Genomic DNA, 16,831 nt, shown 5'->3' on the forward strand with positions numbered 1-16,831 from the left:
CACCATACCGCCAGTTCGAAAAATGCGCTTGGAGTTTTCCAGACGTGCCGGCAACCGCCTACGAAAGTTTTCATCGTCAGCTTCCGGTCCGCCAGCGGCTGCCAGCATCCCGCGACAACAAAAAAGGCCATGTCCATGCCCGCAGAAGCCGCCCCGCCGCCCGGCACCACCCGCCGCCCCGGCCTCGCCGACCTCGTGGCCGGCGTCTCCATCGCCGGCCTGCTGCTGCCGGAGGCCGTGGCCTATTCGGGCATCGCGGGCCTGCCGCCGCAGGCCGGGGTGATCGCGCTTTTCGCCGGCCTGCTGGTCTACGGCATCTTCGGCAGCAGCCGCTTCGCGATCGTCTCGGCCACCTCGTCCTCGGCCGCGGTGCTGTTCGCGGCCACCACGTCGATGCCGGGCATCGACACGGCCACGCGGCTGGCAATGGGCGCGGCCATCGTCGCCCTGGCCGGGGTGTTCTTCGTGATCGCGGGCATTGCAAAGCTGGGCGCGGTGTCCAGCCTCATCGCCAAGCCGGTGCTGCGCGGCTTTGCGCTGGGCCTGGCGCTGACCATCGTGGTCAAGCAGCTGCCCAAGGTGCTGTCGGTGCAGCCGGTGCACAGCGACTTCTTCCGCCTCTTCGCCGGGCTGGTCGGCGAATGGCGGCACTGGAACCTGGCCGGAGCGGCGATGGCTTTGGCCGCGTTGCTGCTGCTGCGCGGGCTCTCGCGCTGGCGCGCGGTGCCGGCCGCGCTGCTGGTGATCGTCTGCGGCATCGCGCTCGACGTGAGCGGCCTATGCCATGCGTGGGGCGTGGCCGCGGCGGGGCCGATCTCGCTCGACTTCTCGCACCCCGGCGTGCCGCAGCTCGACCGCGCGCAGTGGCAGAACCTGGGCGGGCTCGCGTTCGCGATGGCGCTGATCCTCTATGCGGAGTCGTACGGCTCGATCCGCACCTTCGCCATGCGCCACGGCGACAACGTGTCGGCCAACCGCGACCTGCTGGCGCTGGGCGGCGCGAACATGCTGTCGGCGCTGTTCCAGGGCATGCCGGTGGGCGCGGGCTATTCGGCCACCTCGGCCAACGAATCGGCGGGTGCGCAGAGCCGCGCGGCGGGCATCGTGGCCGGGCTGGTGGTGGGGGTGGCGGTGTTCACGCTGCTGCCGTGGATCGCGCACACGCCCGAGCCGCTGCTGGCGGCCATCGTGATCAACGCGGTGAGCCATTCGCTCAACCCCTCGGCGCTGCGACCGTATTTCCATTGGCGGCGCGACCGCCTGGTGGCGCTTGTGGCGGTGGCGGCCGTGCTGGTGCTGGGCGTGCTCGACGGGCTGCTGGCGGCCATCGGCGTGAGCCTGTTGCTGCTGCTGCGCGGCTTCTCGCGCACCACGGTGAGTTGGCTCGGCCGGCTGGGGCAGAGCCACGACTACGTCGACACCGCCCGGCACCCAGAGGCAGTGGTGCCGCCGGGCGCGCTGATCGCGCGACCCGAAGTGCCGCTGTTCTTCGGCAATGCCGATGCGGTGTTCGCGTCGATCCGCGCACGCATCGACGCCACGCCGGGCCTGCGGCGCATGGTGCTGAGCCTTGAAGAGTCGCCCGACCTAGACGCCACCAGCATCGAGGCGCTGTGCGACTTCGCGGCCTATGTGCGCGTGCGCGGCCTGCGCCTGTCGCTGGCGCGGGTGAAGGACGACGTGCGCGACCTGCTGGCCAAGGTGAACTCGCCCGACCTGCACGCTGATGTCTATGCGCCTTGGAGCGTGGACGATGCGGTGCAGTGAGCGAGAAACACGGGCTTGGCCTCTACCAGATCTTCCACCATGGCTTCGGCCTGGCTTCGCTTTTCGCCTCATGCAGACCTTGCGGCCGGCAGGCGCGACGGGCAGAAGCCATCGCTGCGGCCGCATCGAACGAAATGGATGTCGGCGCACGCTCCGCCGAGAGCGACAGCCGGATCCTGAGAGTGAAATCGGGCGAGGCCGGGGCCGGAACGGGTGAGGCATCGAAAGCTGCCGCCGGTGCCGCGAAGAAGCCTCCAAGCAGCGCCGCGGAGTTGTGCCGTCGACCACGATGTTCCAGCGCTCCGGCCGACATGAACTCGCTGTACGTATACGGCGTCTGTTGCTCTTCATAGAACGACAGCTGCCTGATGGCCTCGAACGCCGCTTCGCCTCCCTGCAACGCAGTCACGAAGGTGCGCGCATCTTCTTCGGGATCGTTCAGCAGAAAAACTTCCGTCGGGTCCATGACGAGGAATGGCAGGGCAAGTCCGCGCAACGATTCGACGGCAGCTTGCCAGTAGTCTTCGACCAGTGCACTGTCTCCAACGAAAGCATCGAGCCGCATTCGGGCCTCCACCAGATTGCTCACCGCCATCTCGACGGGAACGCACGGCAACAGGACCTCCTGCTGCACGAGGCTGCCGTGCCGCCTGAAGCTAAAGACTGCGGGAATCAAGTCTTCCTCGCGGAAGCAGAAAAACCAGATAGCGGGAATCTGATTGGCGCCCTCAGCCACTTCTGCATAGGGCGACCCGTCGCGCACCGACGCCTCTTCGAGCTGAGCGCGACCGCAGACGGGAATTGATGTGTTGAACAGGTAGGCGCGATTGGTCATGGCCAACCAAGAATGCCACAGCCACCTCGACCGGGAACCGCGCTCGCACTTGCTAGCGCTTCACCGCCTCCCGCCTGAACTCGCCAGGGCTGCCGCCCGTGTGCTCGCGAAACACGCGGCTGAAGTGCGAGAGGTTGCCGAAGCCCGAGGCCGGCGTGGAAGCCTTCACGGAGCTGCGCTGGATCACGGTCCAGACGACGCCGCGCCAATATCCGTTCTGAGCTTCAGCGCGGCTGGTTTCAGCTGGCCAGGAAGTCGGGCTGGCGGAATTTCTTCTCGAGGAACTGCCCGTTGGCCACCAGCGCGGCGGCATCGCTCGACGCCACGTTCGCGACGATCTCGCGCAGCTTGGCATCGAGCAGGCCCAGCTGTTCGCCGAGCAACTGGCGCGCCGTCTTGCCATCCTTCACCGCATGCGTCATGCGGAAGGCCGGCGGCAGGGCGACGTAGTTGGCGAGCGTTTCGGGCAGGTAGCGCAGCACGGTCTCGCGCACGGTGAACAGGTCGTCGCCGTGCGAGCCGGCGCCCACCAGCCTCGGCAGTACTTCGCCCACCGAGCCGCGCACGTTGTCCAGGCTCTTGCGCATGTCCTCGGTCAGGTGCGGCTGCGCCTGCGCGACTACGTGGTCGAGGCGCTCCAGCGTCTGCTCCACGCTGAGGCTGTCTTCTATGCGGCGCTCCAGCTCGGGCGCCTTGCGGCCCATCAGCCAGCCGGCCACGTACAGGCCGGCGGTGATCAGCAGCCAGCCCCGGTCGATCACGCCCGCGAACAGCAGCGCCGGACCCAGCAGCGCCAGCGCGCAGCCCAGGATGTTGCCGTTGCCGTACAGGAACAGCAGCGCGAGCAGCTTCAGCGAACGCTCCGGCATCACTGGTAGCCCCGGATTTCCTTGAACACCTGCGCCAGCAGCAGCTTGCGGCCGTCGAACTCGCGGCCGCCAGAGAGCTGCGCGATCTGCCGCATCTCGTCCACGTTCCCTTCGCCGAACAGGATCGGGAAGATGCGCGCCGGCAGGCCACCTGCCGCATAGCGGTCGCGGAATTCGCCGGGCCGCAGGCCCGAGTTGTTCTCGCCGTCGGTCAGCAGCACGATGCTGACGAAGCGCCCGGGGTCGTTGCGCTGCTCCTGCCGCGCGAGGTCTTCGGCGGCGGCCAGCGCCGAGTAGATGGCGGTGCCGCCGTCGGCCTTCATGGCATCGGCGCGCTGGCGCAGCTCGGCGCGGGCGCTGTCGATCTGGTCGGCGTCGAAGCGCACCCACACCGGGGCCTGCACCTGGGTGGCGAAGGTGATGAGCACCACGCGCTCGCGGCTCTGGAAGGCGCTGTAGCGCGTGCTGGCGGTGGCTGCCGCGGTGCTGGCCGCATCGGCGCCGGACAGCAGCTTGAGCGCCTCGCGCATCGACTCCAGCCGCGCGCCCTGCATCGAGCCGCTGAGGTCGAGCACGAAGATCGAGGTGGCGGGCTTGCGCCATTGCGACTGGTAGGTGCCGAGCACCGCGTCGATCACCTCCAGCCGGTTGGGAAAGCCCAGCTCGGCCACGGCGGCGGTCGGCAAGGCGCTGGCGGCGGGGACCTCGGGGTTGGCCGGGCGCAGGAAGGCGGCCGACAGGGCATCGCGCTGGAACGGCGCGGCCTTGAGCGCGCCGACCAGCTGTGTGTAGGCGTCGCGCTTGCCGGCGTTGAGCAGCATCAGCGGATAGTCGGCCGAGATCATGCCGTCGCGCGGATAGATCAGCGTGAGCTGGTCGGCCTTGGGCAGCTTCTCGTTGGCGCGCAGGATCACAGCCTCGTAGTTGACCATCGCGTCGATGGCGGACGGATCTTTCACGTAGGCGTCGGCCAGCCAGCCCGAGCTGCCCGCCGTGAGCTTCTGGCCCGAGAGAAAGGCCTTGAGCGTTTTCTCGTCCACGTCCTGCGCCGTCAGGTCTTCCGTCTTGCCGGCCAGCGCGGAGGCCACGGCGAACAGCGCGCTCATGCCGGTGTTGGAGCTGGTGGCGTTGGTCATGCCGTAGCGCAGCTGGCCGGAGCCCGCGGCCTTGGCAATTTCGGCCCAGCCCGGCGGCTTTTTGTTCCAGCCGAGCTGCGCAGCCTTGGCGTTCTTCACGCCGAGCGCGATGCGCGAGTAGAAGAGCTTGTCACGCGCCAGCGGCTTGCTCTGCAGCGCCAGCGCCGGGTACGCGCCGTTGGGCGGCAGGATCGCGTCGAAGCGCTCGCCGGCGTTGATGCGCTCGACGATGTCCAGCGTGCCGGCGTACGAGAACTTCACCTCCACGCCCGCCGCCTTGGCGGCATCGACGATGGGGCCTTCGAGGTCCTTCAGCTCCGAGCCGGCGAGGATGGTGAAGGCGGCTGTATCTGCTACAGCCGGCGCGGTGCTCTGCGGCTCATCCCTGCCGCAAGCCGCAAGTCCCAGCGACAACGCCGCCAGCAGCGTCAGCGCCAGCCGGCGCGACCACAGGCTCACAGCGCGACCTCGCCGCGCGGCTGCTGCAGCGCCTCGTTCGTTTCCTGGCGGCGCACGCGGTCGAGGTAGGTGCGGCTCTTGGCTACTTCATTCGTCAGCGTGTCCACCGTGGTCTGCATGGAGTCGAGCGCCCGGCTCTTGAAGTCGGCGATCGTGTCCATGGTCTGGTAGATGTTGGCAAAGGCCTGCTGCAGCTTGGCGATCTCGATGGTGCTGGAGGCGGCCTGCTGGTGAATGGCGCTGCTCTGGTCGCGCAGCATCTCGCTGGTGCTGGCGATGAGGTTGCCGGTGGTGGCGTTGAGCGCGCTGATCTGGTCGAGCACCAGCTTCTGGTTCGACAGCGCCTGCGCCACGATCACCGCGGTGCGCAGCGCGGCCACTGTGGTGGTGGTGGCGCGGTCCACGCCCTTCATCAGCTCCAGGTTGTTCTTGCGGATCATGTCCAGTGCCAGGTAGCCCTGGATGTTCACCGCGAGCTGCGTGAGCAGGTCGGTGACCTTCTGGCGAGCGTAGAACAGCATTTCCTCGCGGATCACGCGGGCCTTCTCGGGGTCGGTGGTTTCCAGCGCGCGCGCCTTGGCGTCGAGCTGGCCGTCGAGCGCCTTGCCGATGTGCACGTACTTTTCGAGCCGCTCCATCAGCGTCCAGAGGTTGACCTTTTCCTGCTCGATGGCGGTGTTGTCGCGCAGCAGCTCGTCCTTGCCGCGCTTGAGCGATTCGATGATCGCGTTCAGGTGCGACTGCGACGACTGGTAGCGCTCGAAGTAGGCCAGCAGCTTGTTGCCCAGCGGAATGATGCCCAGCAGCTTGCGCGCCGAGAACAGGTCGCCCTGCTTCGAGGGATCGAGGTCTTCCACCTGGTGGCGCAGGTCGATCAGCGACTGGCCGATCTGCGCGCCCTTGTCGAACAGGCCGTTGCGCAGCGAGCCCACGGGCCGCTCGAGCATTCGGTTCGACACCGAAGCCGAGGCCTCGATGTCCTTGCTGCCCATCGAATGGATGCGCTCCACCGCTTCCTTGAACTGCGGATGCTGGCTGTCGTGCTGGGTGATGTCGTCGATGAAGCGCGCCACCTGCGCATCGAGCTCGGCCACGTCCTCGGGCTTCAGGCGCACCTTGCCGCTGGCCGACTCGACCGGCACCGGCGCGACGGGCGCGGGCGGCTCCAGCGTGAAGGCCTGGGGCGGCTGCAGGTCGATGGAGGCGGCAGCGGTGTTGGTGGTTGCGGTGGTGACAGGCGCGTTCATGGTCGATCCTCGGTTCGTTCGTTGTTTGTTCGTTCGTTCGCTTGCTGATTCACTTGAAGCGGGCTTCGATGCCCGCGGTCATTCGTTCGAGCCACTCGAAGCTCGGCGGGTCGATCACGTCGACCAGCACATCGGGCACCTTCACGCCGCGCGCGGCCCAGGTCTCGGGTCCCTTGGTGTCGCCGCCGGTGCGGTAGCCGTATTCGTGGGCCAGCTCGCGCAGGACCGGGTCGTTCTCCAGCGCCGCGCCCAGGCGTGCACCGCCCGGCGTGTAGGGCACCAGCACATGCTTCGAATAGACGGTGGGCTTGGGGTAGAGCAGCACCATGTCGCTCTTGAGCCGGTCGGGGTTCTTGAGCCAGAACTCGACCATCTGCGATTCGTAGGCCACCAGCAGCGGCGCCTTGCCCATGCCGAGCGCCAGGTAGTCTTCGAACGGACCGGCCGACGACTGCTCCTGGAAGCCCTGCCGCAGGAACAGCGGCGCGACCACCGGCATGACACGGTCCACGTCCTGCTGGCTCTGCACGATCTGCTGGCTGTTGGCGAGGTAGCTCGCCAGCGCAAGGTACATGGCCGCCGAGTTGGAGGTGCGCACGTCGGTCGAGTTGATGAGCAGCGACTTGCTGGTGGAAAACGCGCCGCTCGCCTTGAGCTCCTTCCACCTCGTGCCCTTCTCGATCATGGCCATCAGGCCCGGCAGGTCGACCACGTAGTAGAAGTCGCCCTGCTTCTGCGCGATGCCGTTGGCCACCAGGATCTCGGCTATCGGCCGCCAGCTGGCCAGCACGATGGGCGTGTAGAACGGGTTGAAGACGTTGGGCGCCTTGGCCAGCGTCTTGAGCTGCGCCGCGGCAGGCGCGCCCGATGGGAATCCGAAGTCGAACTTGCTGGCGTCGTAGCGGCTGGCAATGGCGCGGGAGCCGGCCTTCTCGACCACCACCGTAATGCCCTGCGCGGCAAGTGCCTTCTGCACGCGCGGGTCGGCAAAGAAGGTTTCTTTCTCGGAGCCGATCAGGCCGCGCAGCGTGACCTGTTTCTCTTGCTCGATGCGGGCCGCCGCGGCGGTGGCCGATTCATCGTGCAGGCGGGTGTTCGAGTACCAGACGCCGCCCGCCACCGCGGCCAGCAGGACCGCGGCCAGCACCGGCGCGATCAGCTTGCGAATTTCCAAGTCTCATGCTCCTCGCCCCCTGTGAGCGGGGGTCGAGAAACATTCTGCCGACGCAATATGACTGAATATGACAGTCAGGTGTCAGCGGCAATCCGGGCGGTGATGTGCAGGAATTTCTCTACGTCGGCCACCGAATTGCAGTGCAGCGGCGACACCCGCACGGTGCCCGCGATGCCGAAGGATTCGAGCATGCGCTTCGAATAGATGCTGGTGGCCACGCGCTCGTACACGGTCACGCCGTGCTTCGCATACTCGACCACCGCCTGCGTGCAGTCGATGCGGTCGAAGCCGATGCCCAGGATCAGGTCGCGCTTCGTCAGGTCCTCGTGGTCGAGGAACACTTCCACGCCGCGCATCTCGCGCATGCCGGTGGCGTTCTCGTTGCCGTCCAGCAGCACGGCAAGCAGCGCGCGCTCGTGCAGCTCGATGTGTGTGATGCCGGACACGAAGAGGCCGCGGCGGTCGGTGGCGTCGGTGAAATGCCCGCCGAGCCAGCACACGTAGTCGACGATCTCGGTGAGCACCGCGAACTGCCAGGGTGCCGAGCTGCCCAGGTCCCAGTAGCCGGGCTTCTTGCCTGCCAGCTTGTGGTGCGGCAGCACCGCCGCGCGCTCGGACAGCCACGACAGCCCAGAGCCCCGGCAGCCGAAGAACTTGTAGGGCGCGAGGTTGATGCCGTCCACCGGCGTCTTCTGCAGGTCGATGAGGCCGTGCGGCGCATGCTGCACGGCGTCGACCAGGATGTAGAGGTCGGGCTTGATCTCGCGCGCGCGGCGCACGATGGCCTCCATGTCGAGCTTGGCGCCCGAGATGTTCGACGCGTAGATCACATTGAGCAGGCAGGTGTCCTTGTCGACCAGCCGCACGATCTCTTCCACGTCGATGCCGCCGGTAACAGGGTTGCTCGGTGCCACCCGCAGTTCGCGGCCCAGGCGCTCGGCGTACAGGCTCATCGCGTCGAAGGCGGAGGGGTGTTCGAGCACGGTGGTGACCATGTTCGTTCCCGGCACGTTCTCGGCAATGGCACGCACCATGTCGAACATGGCGCCCGACGCGGAGAACGAGGCGTACACGCTGCCGCCCTTGGCATTGAGGATGGTGCGCAGGTCTTCGCTGCCCCTGGCCTGGATGTCCTGCAGCTCGACGGCCGTGGCGTGGATGCGCTCGGCGTTGTCGGGAATGGCGTCGACCTGCGCGAAGCGCTCGACCGCCGCCTTCAGCCGGAAGGAGCCGCCGGCGTTGTCGAAGTAAAGGCGCTCACGCCCGTGGTGGTCATGCTCGACGCCGAGGAAGCGCTGCTGCACCTCGCGCATCAGCGCGTCGGAGAAGGCCAGGCCTCGCGGGTATAGCTGTTGGAGTTCGGCTGCCATTGATCAGACGCCCTTGTTGTTGGGGTTCTTGTAGATATCGCGCACCGCGTCCGACATCGGGAAGTTCAGGTTCGCGTTCTTCGGCGGGATCGGCGACAGGAACCACTTGGTGTAGAGCTGCTCGATGGCGCCCGACTTCATGAGGCCGGCGACGGTTTCGTCCACCAGCGCCTTGAACTGCGGGTCGTCCTTGCGCAGCATGATGCCGTAGGGCTCCTGGCGCAGCGACTCCTTCAGGATCTTGTATTCGCCCGGGTTGGTGGCGCTGGCGATCATGCCGGCGAGTTGCACGTCGTCGAGCACGTAGGCATCGGCGCGGCCGGTGGACAGCAGCAGGAAGCCGTCGGAGGTGTCCTTGCCGGCGATCTCGTTCACTTCGATGGTGCCGTTCTTGCGCGCGCCGCGCAGCAGCTGGATCGACGTGCTGCCCGAGACGGTGGCCACGTTCTTGCCGTTGAGGTCGGCGAACGAGTTGATGCCCGAGCTCTTGCGCACCGCCGCGGTGATGTTGGTCACGAAGTGGCTGGGCGCGAAGTCGACCTGCGCCTGGCGCTGCGTGGTGTTGGTGGTGGTCGCGCAGTCGAGGTCGACGGTGCCGTTCTGCAGCAGCGGAATGCGGTTGGTCGAGTTGAGCATGGTGTAGCGCACCTCGATCCTGGCCAGGCCCAGCTTGGCCTTCACCGCGTCGACGATCTTCAGGCAGATGTCGTTGGTGAAGCCGATGGGCGCGCTGTCGGCGCTGAGCTTGTAAGAGAACGGGATCTGGCTGTCGCGCGCGCCGATCTGGATGGTGCCGCTGTCCTTGATCTTCTGCAGCGTGCCGCCATCCTGGGCGCTGGCGGCGCCGCAGGCGAAAGCGAGGGTAAGGCCGAGCGCGAGGGGCAGTTTCCTGAAGTCCATGGTGGTTCCTTGAAGAGTCGATGACATTGGCTTGGGCGAATCTTCGGCCTCGCAACGAATTTCCAAAAGCGATTTTTTGTGATCGAATCGCATGAATAAAAGCGTTTCATTCGCTCATTTCCGGGATCCGCCGCCGTGATGACCTTCAAGCAACTCGAAGCCCTCTACTGGATCGCCCGGCTCGGCGGCTTCGCCCAGGCGGCCAACCAGCTGCATGCCTCGCAGTCGGCCATTTCCAAGCGGGTGCACGAGCTGGAGCTGCTGTTCGACACCGAGCTGTTCGACCGCAGCCAGCGCACCGCGCGCCTCACCGAGAAGGGCGAGGAGATGTACGTGCTCGCGCAGAAGCTGCTGGCGCAGCGCGACGCGGCCATCGAGCAGTTCGGCAAGCCCGGCGTGGTGGAGCGGCGCATCCGCATCGGCGTGACCGAGCTCACGGCCATGACCTGGCTGCCGCGGCTGGTCGGGCTGATCCGCCAGCACTACCCCAAGGTGATCCTGGAGCCCGACGTGGACGACAGCCTGAAGCTGCGCGACAAGCTGCAGGCCGACGAGCTCGACCTGGTCATCGTGCCCGAGACCTTCGCCGACTCGCGCATGCCGCACAAAGTCATCGGCAAGGTCAAGAGCATGTGGATGTGCAAGCCCGGGGTGGTGCCCGCCACCGGCACCATGCGGCTGCACGAGCTGGCACGGCACCGCATGCTGGTGCAGGGCAACAGCTCCGGCACGGGCCGCGCCTACGACACCTGGATGAAGGAACAGGGCGTGCAGCCGGCCGACGTGATCGTGGTGAGCAACCTGGTGGCGCTGACCGGGCTCACCGTGTCGGGCCTGGGCGTGAGCTACCTGCCGCGCCAGTGCCTGGAGCCGCTGGTGGCGGCCGGCATGCTCGCGGTGATCGAAGTGACGCCCGCGCTGCCGCTGGTGCACTACGTGGCGATGCACAAGGGCGAGCACCGCAGCGCCCTCACCTCGTCGATCGTGATGCTGGCGCAGGAGTGCTGCGACTTCTCGCGGATGTTCCAGGCGCAGCCGCCGGCGGAAGACGAGGCGCGCGGCGCGGCAGAACGCTAGGCGGAAGCGGCGGCCAGCGCGGCGATCTGCCGCACCAGCGCTGCCACGGTGGCGGTCTGCGCGGCCACGTCACGGGGCGCGGGCGACGTGGCGGCGGTCGCGACCACGAGGCGCAGCGACGGCACGAACAGCGAAAACTGCCCGCCATAGCCCCAGCCCCAGGCCACCTCGCGGCCATCGAGCGTGCCGGTGAACCAGAGGTAGCCGTACCCGGTGTCGGTGATCGGCGGATTGCGCCACAGCGCCGGTACATGGCGGCGCGTGCTGTCTGAGGCCCAGTCGGCAGGCACTACCTGCGCGCCATTCCACCGGCCGCCGTCGGCCATGGTCCACGCCAGCTTCGCGAGATCGAGCGTGCGCAGGCTCAGGCCCATGTAGGCCGTGGCGTGGCCGGACTTGTCGTTGCGCCAGGCGAAGCGCTCGATGCCGAGCGGGCCGAACAGGTCGCGCTTCGCGACATCGGCAAGCGGCATGCCGCCATGTGCCCGCTCGAGGATCGGCGTGAGCAGCGATACGGCCGCGTCGTTGTACGACCAGGTGCCGGGCGCGCTGCCGTCGCCTTGCAGGGCCAGCACGTAGGCGACGGGGTCGGCCGATGAAAACAGCGGCTGGGTCTGCGTGCGCCAGTCGTAGGCGAGGCCCGTGGTGCCGGTGAGGATCTGCTGCAGAGTGACCCGTAACGCCGGCGAGTCCGGCGCATTGCGCGCGGCTTCCGGCAGCAGTTCGGCCACCGTCTGCCCAAGGCCCTGGATCTTTCCCTGCTGCAGCGCCTGCCCCACCAGCATCGAGCAGACGCTCTTGGTCGCCGAGTTGACGGCCAGCAGGTCGCTGGCAGAAGCGCCCGCGTAGTAGCGCTCGCCCGCCAGCATGCCATTGCGCATGACGACGACGGCGCGAAGCGCGGGCGCACTGCTGCTTGCGTCTGCCAGCAGCTTGTCCAGGGCTTCCGCGGGCATGCGCGGCTCCTCAGTGGCGCCGGCGAAGGTAGCCCCGCCCAGCAGGGTGGCGCCACCGGCGAGCACGAGACTTCTTCGGGATTTCATCGGGTCTTCTCCTCTTCAGTGGTCGATGCGCCGCCCGCTCCGGAGAGTTGAATTGGCGGAATACCTTTGCGGCTGCGTGGAAAGCGTGATGGCCTGCGGCTGCAGGTATGGGCGGCGCTAGCGAGGCAAGTGAGGCCTCATCCTAACTACCGGCGCAAAAGAAAAGGCCGGGCGTCTGCCCGGCCTTCCATCTCATGCACCAAGGTGCACGAGCTTTACTTTGCTGCGAGGGAGGCGCGGTAGCTCAGCGCATAGGCCAGCTTGCCGGGCTTGCTGGGGTCGTTCGCGGGCACGTTCAGTGCATTGAAGTCCTTCGTGCTGAAGGCCGCGAGCTTGCCCATCTCAGTCGCGGTCTTGCCGGACGAACCGATGATGGTGGCGTCAGGCGTTGCGACCATCAGGTTGGACGCGGCCTTGATGGCGTTCAGGTAGCTCGTCGCATCGGTCAGCGTGTAGTCCGAGAGCTTGAGACTCTGCGGCGCGGCCTGCAGCCATTCAGACCAGTAGAACTCCAGGAACTCGGTGCTGTCCTTGGGTTGCTTGTAGCCGACATCGCGGGTGAAGTAGAGCAGCGCGCGGTACGGGTCGTCCTGCAGCCCGTTGCTCAGGCCCAGTTGCTGCGGCAACTCCGCGGGCGTGATGGCGCGGCCGTCGGGCAGCTTGAGCCACACCGTCTTGTTCGCACGCATGCCACGCCAGAAGGTTGCGTTGTTCTGGCTCATGAAGTTGCCCTTCATCACCACGGGCACCTTGACGTCGGGACCGCCGCCGTTCGGTGCTTCCCAGAAGCTGGTGAGAGTGTGATGGCCGTCAGTGAGGTACAGCACGCCGCGCGGGCCGACCACTGCCGACTTCATGGCGGAGGTATCGAGGGCATTGACGTTGCCGGTGCAGGCGAAGGTGGCGGGGTTGTTCAACTCGCTTTGCGTGTTGACAAAGTTGTTGTCGGCGTCGCTCAGGCCCGCAGCCTCGCAGAAGTCGCCGAACTCCTTCTTCCATTCCTTCGCAATGGCGGTATTTCGATAGCGCGCCTGCTTGTAATAGACCTGGTCGTAGCCAATCGCCGGTTGCGTCGGATGCGCATCGCCGATGCGGATCGTCATGGGGGAGCCGGCCACTGCCGCCGCGTACTTGTCGATCATCGCCGGCACCGGCAACGCACGGCACACACCCGAGATATTGGTAGCCGCAGTGCCGCCCGTGCTGGCCCCGGTGCCAATGTAGTAAGCCGTCTGCTTGCCCACTGGCAACAGCAGGCGCCCGACCCTCTGGTTGTCGCTCCACTGCCCGGCGACGAGGCCGTTCAGGCCGTTGACGGTCGTGATTGCGGCACCGCCGATGCCGGCATTGGCGCTGAGCTTGACGTCGGTGTCGATGGTGTCGGTCTGCAGCAGGTTCGCGCCGATCGACACGAAGTTGCGCTGCGTGCGGCCGGTGAGCGCGCCGGTGGAGGCGTCGAGTTCGGGCTGGCTGCACAGCCACTCGCCGTCGAGCGCGGTGGCGGCCAGCGCGGTGGTCGCGCTCTGCAGCACCCAGGTGCCGGTGCGGAAGCTGCCGTCGGCGGCGGTGGCTGCGAATTCATCGGCGAGCAGCGTGGCCGCGCCCGACTGCGCATTGACCATCACGCGGCCGATGCGCTGGCCGTCGAGGGTCAGCGCCATCGCGCCGGGATACGTCTTCTGGTCGGCCTCGGCCGCGAGCAGGCCGGTACGGCCGCCGATGCAACTGTCGGCATAGGCCTGGCTCATGCAGGCGCGCACGGTGCCGTCGGCCTTGATGCCGAACTGCCCGAACTCGGAAGCGGGCGCGCTGACCAGTCCGCCCTTCGGGTTGTAGGCAGTCGTGAGCTTGATGTAGTTGTACACGCCAGCCAGGCGCGCCACGTCGGCCACGCCCTGGTTCGATGCGGCGATCTGGCCCTGCAGCACCGAGCCGTCGGCCGCCTTGAGGTTGGGCACCTGCGCCAGCGAACCGCTGAGCAGGCTGCCGTCGAGCTGGAAGCGCAGGCTGAGCTTGGGCAGCGCGGCGACCAGTGCGTCGGGCACGCCGGTGCCGGCGATGGCCGCGAAATTGCTGGCCAGCAGCGAGCCGTCTGCCTGGGTGGCATAGCTCGCGCTCACCGAGCCCGCGAGGCCGAAGCGCGAATCGACGAAACGCAGCGTGAGCTTGCCGGCGGCAGGCTGGTCGAGAGTGAGGGAAACGGTGTCGCCGAAGCTGGCCGTACCGGTGTATTGCGAACCGCCCGCGAGCGGCTGCAGCGCCACGGGCTGCGTGCCCTGGTTGCCGTTGCCCGAAGCACCGGCAACAGGAAAGAAGTTACCTCCGCCTCCACCACCACCGCCGCCACAGGCGGCGAGCGAAATGGCCGCGATGCCGGCCAGGCCCGCGACGCGGGCACGAGTCCATCTAGTTTTTGTCATGAGAGTCCACAGAAAGGGGCTGAACACACCGGGACAAGCCGTGGCCCGGAGTTGCTGAAAGCGGCCCGATTCTGTGAACTTAAGGTGACGATTCCGTGAATAGCCGTGAACAAATGGCACGGCTCGGCAGGCCGCCGCCTTGCACTTGCCTGCCTGCCTAGGCCCCGCGCGTCAGCATCCGCCCCGCGCGCGCCAGCACCCGCGCCTCGGCCTCGCCGCCGCGATAGGCCAGCACGCCGTTCACGAACACCCGCTCCACGCCCAGGCTCACGCCGTGCGGCTGGTCGTAGGTGGCGGTGTCTGCGATGGTCTCGGGGTCGAACACCACCACGTCGGCCATCGCGCCGGTGCGCAGCAGGCCGCGGTCGGCAATGCGCAGGTTGCGCGCGGTCATGCCGGTCATCTTGTGCACCGCCTGCTCCAGCGTGAACAGCCGGCGCTGGCGCCAGTAGCGCGCGAACACGCGCGGGAACGCGCCCCACAGCCGTGGATGCGGATGGCGGTCGTGCGGCAGGCCGTCGCTGCCGATCATGGTGAGCGGATGCGCAATGACGCGCTCCACGTCTTCTTCCTGCATCTGGAAGTAGCAGGCGCCGCCGGGCTTCAGCCGCAGGCAGGCCTCCTGCTCGGTGGTGCCCCACTCGCGCGCGATGTCGGAAATGAGCCGGCCCGTCATCTCGGGGTGCGGGTCGGACCAGGTGAGCAGCACGTCGATCACGCCGTCGACCAGGTCCTCGCGCAGCACGGTCGAGCCGGCCACGTAGGGGTAGACGTCCATCGCGATCTTCTGGCGCCGAGCGAATGACTCGATCAGCGGCAGCGTCTCCTTGGTGCGGCCCCAGTTGGCCGGGCCGGCGCACTTGTGGTGCGAGATGACCAGCGGCACGCCGGCATTGAAGGCCGAGTCGCCGGCCTCGTGCAGCGCCTCGATGATCTGCTGCATCTCGCTGCGCAGATGCGTGGCGTAGATGCCGCCGTGGCGGGCCACCACGCGCGCCAATGCCGTGACCTCTTCGGCGGGCGCGGCAAAGGCTTCTTCGTAGAACAGGCCGGACGACATGCCGTGCGCGCCGTCGGCCATGCAGCTGTCGAGCAGCGCTTCCATGCGCGCCAGCTCTTCACCGCTTGCCGGCCGGTCGAGCGCTTCCATGGCCGCGAAGCGCAGGGTGGTGTGGCCCACCAGCGCGGCCACGTTGAGCGCGGGTTGCGTCGCATCGACCGCGGCGCGGTACTCGGCCATGGTGGCGTGCTTGAACGAATCGGCGCCCAGCAGCGTGAGCGGCGGCAGCGACTGCGGCGTGCGGTACGGCGCGAGCGAGATGCCGCAGTTGCCGGTCACCACCGTGGTGATGCCCTGCGACACCTTCGGCAAGCACAGCGGGTCGCGCAGCACGATGGCGTCGTCGTGCGTGTGTGCGTCGATGAAGCCGGGCGCGATGACCTTGGCGCGGCAGTCGACGACATCGATGTCGGCCAAAGCAAGGCCCTGCGGCAGCCGCTCCCGCAGGCCCTCGCCGAGCGCGACGATGCGGTCGCCCTGCAGCAGCACGTCGCCGGGCCACGAAGGGCCGCCCGAGCCGTCGACCACCAGGCCGCCTTCGAGCAGCACGGCCTTCGTCGATGTGTTGTCAGCCATGCTTGACACCTCCGCCGTCCCAGCTCTGCAGCGGATGCGTGGTCGCATCGATGCCGTGCCGCTGGAACGCATCGCGCGCGCGCTGCAGGCGCTGCACCGCAGGCTCGCCGCGGCGCTGCGCCACCAGCACCGTCAATATCTCGATGGCCGTGAGGTGCGTCAGGTAGGCGTCGATGCCCACGTGCATCACCGCGTCGTCGGGGACCGACAGGCCCAGAAGAAAGTCGGCCTTGGCCGCCAGCGCCGTGCCGGGCCGCGTAAGCGCGACCACCTTGGCGCCCTGCCCGCGCGCGATGTCCACCGCGTCGAGCAATGACGGCATGCCGCCCACGTGCGAGATGGCGATGACCACGCCACCCGGCCGCTGCGCGGCACCGGCCACCTGCTGCAGGTGGTAGTCGGCCCAGGCATTGGCCGACAGGCCGAGGCGGAAAAGCCGCGCCTGCAGGTCGTTGGCCATGAACCATGACGTGGCGCCCGCACCGTACAGGTCCACATGCGGCGCCGCCGCGATGGCCGCCACCGCGCCGTCGAGCACCTGCATGTCGAGCTGCCCCCGCACGCCCGAGACCGACGCCGCTGCGCTGCGTGCGATCTTGCCGACCACTTCGTCGGCCGCGTCCTCGATGTTCACGCGGCGGTGCAGCGGCGAGCCGCCCAGCGCCAGTTCCTGCGCAAGCGCGAGCTTGAATTCGCGCAGGCCGGCAAAGCCGAGGTCGCGGCAGGTGCGCATGATGGTCGGCACCGAGCTGCGCGAGCGTTCGGCCAGCTGCTCGAAGCTTTCTTCGAGCACGCGGTCGGGGTCTTCGAGGATCAGGTCGAGAATCGCGCGCCGCGTCGCCGGGGCGTCGCTGCGTATCTGCGCGATTTTCTGAAGCAGGGAGGGGGTCATCGGTGC

General features: G+C 67.7%; 14 protein-coding genes. 2 read left to right on the forward strand and 12 right to left on the reverse strand.

The genetic code is table 11. The features are described 5' to 3' along the window. The first annotated feature begins 135 nt into the window (after window positions 1-135). Window positions 136-1,767: a SulP family inorganic anion transporter gene (locus tag ACWV14_RS25845; RefSeq protein ID WP_454906071.1), complete on the forward strand. Its 1,632-nt coding sequence runs from the start codon at window positions 136-138 to the stop codon at window positions 1,765-1,767. Window positions 1,768-1,789: 22 nt separating this feature from the next. On the opposite strand, the gene ACWV14_RS25850 is transcribed toward ACWV14_RS25845, so the two are convergent. The 8 genes from ACWV14_RS25850 to ACWV14_RS25885 form a co-directional block, all read right to left on the reverse strand. After that, window positions 1,790-2,602 carry a hypothetical protein gene (locus ACWV14_RS25850; RefSeq protein ID WP_454904414.1) on the reverse strand — a complete coding sequence of 271 codons (813 nt, stop codon included), beginning with the start codon at window positions 2,600-2,602 and terminating at the stop codon, window positions 1,790-1,792. A gap of 52 nt (window positions 2,603-2,654) precedes the next feature. After that, window positions 2,655-2,771 (reverse strand): helix-turn-helix domain-containing protein, encoded by a 117-nt coding sequence (locus tag ACWV14_RS25855; protein ID WP_454904415.1) that lies wholly within the window; start codon window positions 2,769-2,771, stop codon window positions 2,655-2,657. A gap of 70 nt (window positions 2,772-2,841) precedes the next feature. Next, window positions 2,842-3,471, reverse strand: coding sequence for a hypothetical protein (locus tag ACWV14_RS25860; RefSeq protein ID WP_454904416.1), 630 nt, complete (start codon window positions 3,469-3,471; stop codon window positions 2,842-2,844). Next, window positions 3,471-5,066, reverse strand: a complete 1,596-nt coding sequence (locus ACWV14_RS25865) for a substrate-binding domain-containing protein (protein WP_454904417.1) — start codon at window positions 5,064-5,066, stop codon at window positions 3,471-3,473. The genes ACWV14_RS25860 and ACWV14_RS25865 overlap by 1 nt, the downstream gene beginning before the upstream one ends. Next, window positions 5,063-6,313, reverse strand: coding sequence for a toxic anion resistance protein (locus ACWV14_RS25870; RefSeq protein WP_454904418.1), 1,251 nt, complete (start codon window positions 6,311-6,313; stop codon window positions 5,063-5,065). Before ACWV14_RS25870 ends, ACWV14_RS25865 begins: the two co-directional genes overlap by 4 nt. A 49-nt stretch (window positions 6,314-6,362) precedes the next feature. Next, entirely contained in the window at window positions 6,363-7,487 is a 1,125-nt protein-coding gene (locus tag ACWV14_RS25875) for a hypothetical protein (RefSeq protein ID WP_454904419.1), read from the reverse strand. A 74-nt stretch (window positions 7,488-7,561) separates the two neighbouring features. Beyond that, window positions 7,562-8,857 (reverse strand): aminotransferase class V-fold PLP-dependent enzyme, encoded by a 1,296-nt coding sequence (locus ACWV14_RS25880; protein WP_454904420.1) that lies wholly within the window; start codon window positions 8,855-8,857, stop codon window positions 7,562-7,564. A gap of 3 nt (window positions 8,858-8,860) precedes the next feature. Then, window positions 8,861-9,757: a transporter substrate-binding domain-containing protein gene (locus ACWV14_RS25885; RefSeq protein ID WP_454904421.1), complete on the reverse strand. Its 897-nt coding sequence runs from the start codon at window positions 9,755-9,757 to the stop codon at window positions 8,861-8,863. Window positions 9,758-9,895: 138 nt separating this feature from the next. Here ACWV14_RS25885 and ACWV14_RS25890 point away from each other — a divergent pair, with 138 nt between their 5' ends. Continuing rightward, window positions 9,896-10,834: a LysR family transcriptional regulator gene (locus ACWV14_RS25890; protein ID WP_454904422.1), complete on the forward strand. Its 939-nt coding sequence runs from the start codon at window positions 9,896-9,898 to the stop codon at window positions 10,832-10,834. Here the strand turns inward: ACWV14_RS25890 and ACWV14_RS25895 are convergent. The 4 genes from ACWV14_RS25895 to ACWV14_RS25910 all read right to left on the reverse strand — a co-directional run bounded on the left by ACWV14_RS25895 (window position 10,831) and on the right by ACWV14_RS25910 (window position 16,825). Further along, window positions 10,831-11,877, reverse strand: coding sequence for a serine hydrolase domain-containing protein (locus ACWV14_RS25895; protein WP_454904423.1), 1,047 nt, complete (start codon window positions 11,875-11,877; stop codon window positions 10,831-10,833). The two genes, ACWV14_RS25890 and ACWV14_RS25895, sit on opposite strands and share 4 nt — an antisense overlap. Before the next feature lie 215 nt (window positions 11,878-12,092). Next, window positions 12,093-14,297: a ParB/Srx family N-terminal domain-containing protein gene (locus ACWV14_RS25900; protein WP_454904424.1), complete on the reverse strand. Its 2,205-nt coding sequence runs from the start codon at window positions 14,295-14,297 to the stop codon at window positions 12,093-12,095. Window positions 14,298-14,454: 157 nt separating this feature from the next. Continuing rightward, window positions 14,455-15,933 carry an N-acyl-D-amino-acid deacylase family protein gene (locus ACWV14_RS25905; protein WP_454904425.1) on the reverse strand — a complete coding sequence of 493 codons (1,479 nt, stop codon included), beginning with the start codon at window positions 15,931-15,933 and terminating at the stop codon, window positions 14,455-14,457. Continuing rightward, a complete protein-coding gene (locus tag ACWV14_RS25910; RefSeq protein WP_081266407.1) occupies window positions 15,926-16,825 on the reverse strand; it encodes a MurR/RpiR family transcriptional regulator in 900 nt (299 codons plus the stop codon). The genes ACWV14_RS25905 and ACWV14_RS25910 overlap by 8 nt, the downstream gene beginning before the upstream one ends. Window positions 16,826-16,831: the final 6 nt, after the last annotated feature.

It is taken from the genome of Variovorax durovernensis (assembly GCF_977011995.1).

Excerpts from the sequence above, each read along its gene's own strand:
- ACWV14_RS25880 (WP_454904420.1), bottom strand. The coding sequence starts at position 8,857 with ATGGCAGCCGAACTCCAACAGCTATACCCGCGAGGCCTGGCCTTCTCC.
- ACWV14_RS25885 (WP_454904421.1), bottom strand. The coding sequence starts at position 9,757 with ATGGACTTCAGGAAACTGCCCCTCGCGCTCGGCCTTACCCTCGCTTTC.
- ACWV14_RS25870 (WP_454904418.1), bottom strand. The coding sequence starts at position 6,313 with ATGAACGCGCCTGTCACCACCGCAACCACCAACACCGCTGCCGCCTCC.
- ACWV14_RS25850 (WP_454904414.1), bottom strand. The coding sequence starts at position 2,602 with ATGACCAATCGCGCCTACCTGTTCAACACATCAATTCCCGTCTGCGGT.
- ACWV14_RS25905 (WP_454904425.1), bottom strand. The coding sequence starts at position 15,933 with ATGGCTGACAACACATCGACGAAGGCCGTGCTGCTCGAAGGCGGCCTG.
- ACWV14_RS25895 (WP_454904423.1), bottom strand. The coding sequence starts at position 11,877 with ATGAAATCCCGAAGAAGTCTCGTGCTCGCCGGTGGCGCCACCCTGCTG.
- ACWV14_RS25890 (WP_454904422.1), top strand. The coding sequence starts at position 9,896 with ATGACCTTCAAGCAACTCGAAGCCCTCTACTGGATCGCCCGGCTCGGC.
- ACWV14_RS25900 (WP_454904424.1), bottom strand. The coding sequence starts at position 14,297 with ATGACAAAAACTAGATGGACTCGTGCCCGCGTCGCGGGCCTGGCCGGC.
- ACWV14_RS25845 (WP_454906071.1), top strand. The coding sequence starts at position 136 with ATGCCCGCAGAAGCCGCCCCGCCGCCCGGCACCACCCGCCGCCCCGGC.
- ACWV14_RS25910 (WP_081266407.1), bottom strand. The coding sequence starts at position 16,825 with ATGACCCCCTCCCTGCTTCAGAAAATCGCGCAGATACGCAGCGACGCC.
- ACWV14_RS25860 (WP_454904416.1), bottom strand. The coding sequence starts at position 3,471 with ATGCCGGAGCGTTCGCTGAAGCTGCTCGCGCTGCTGTTCCTGTACGGC.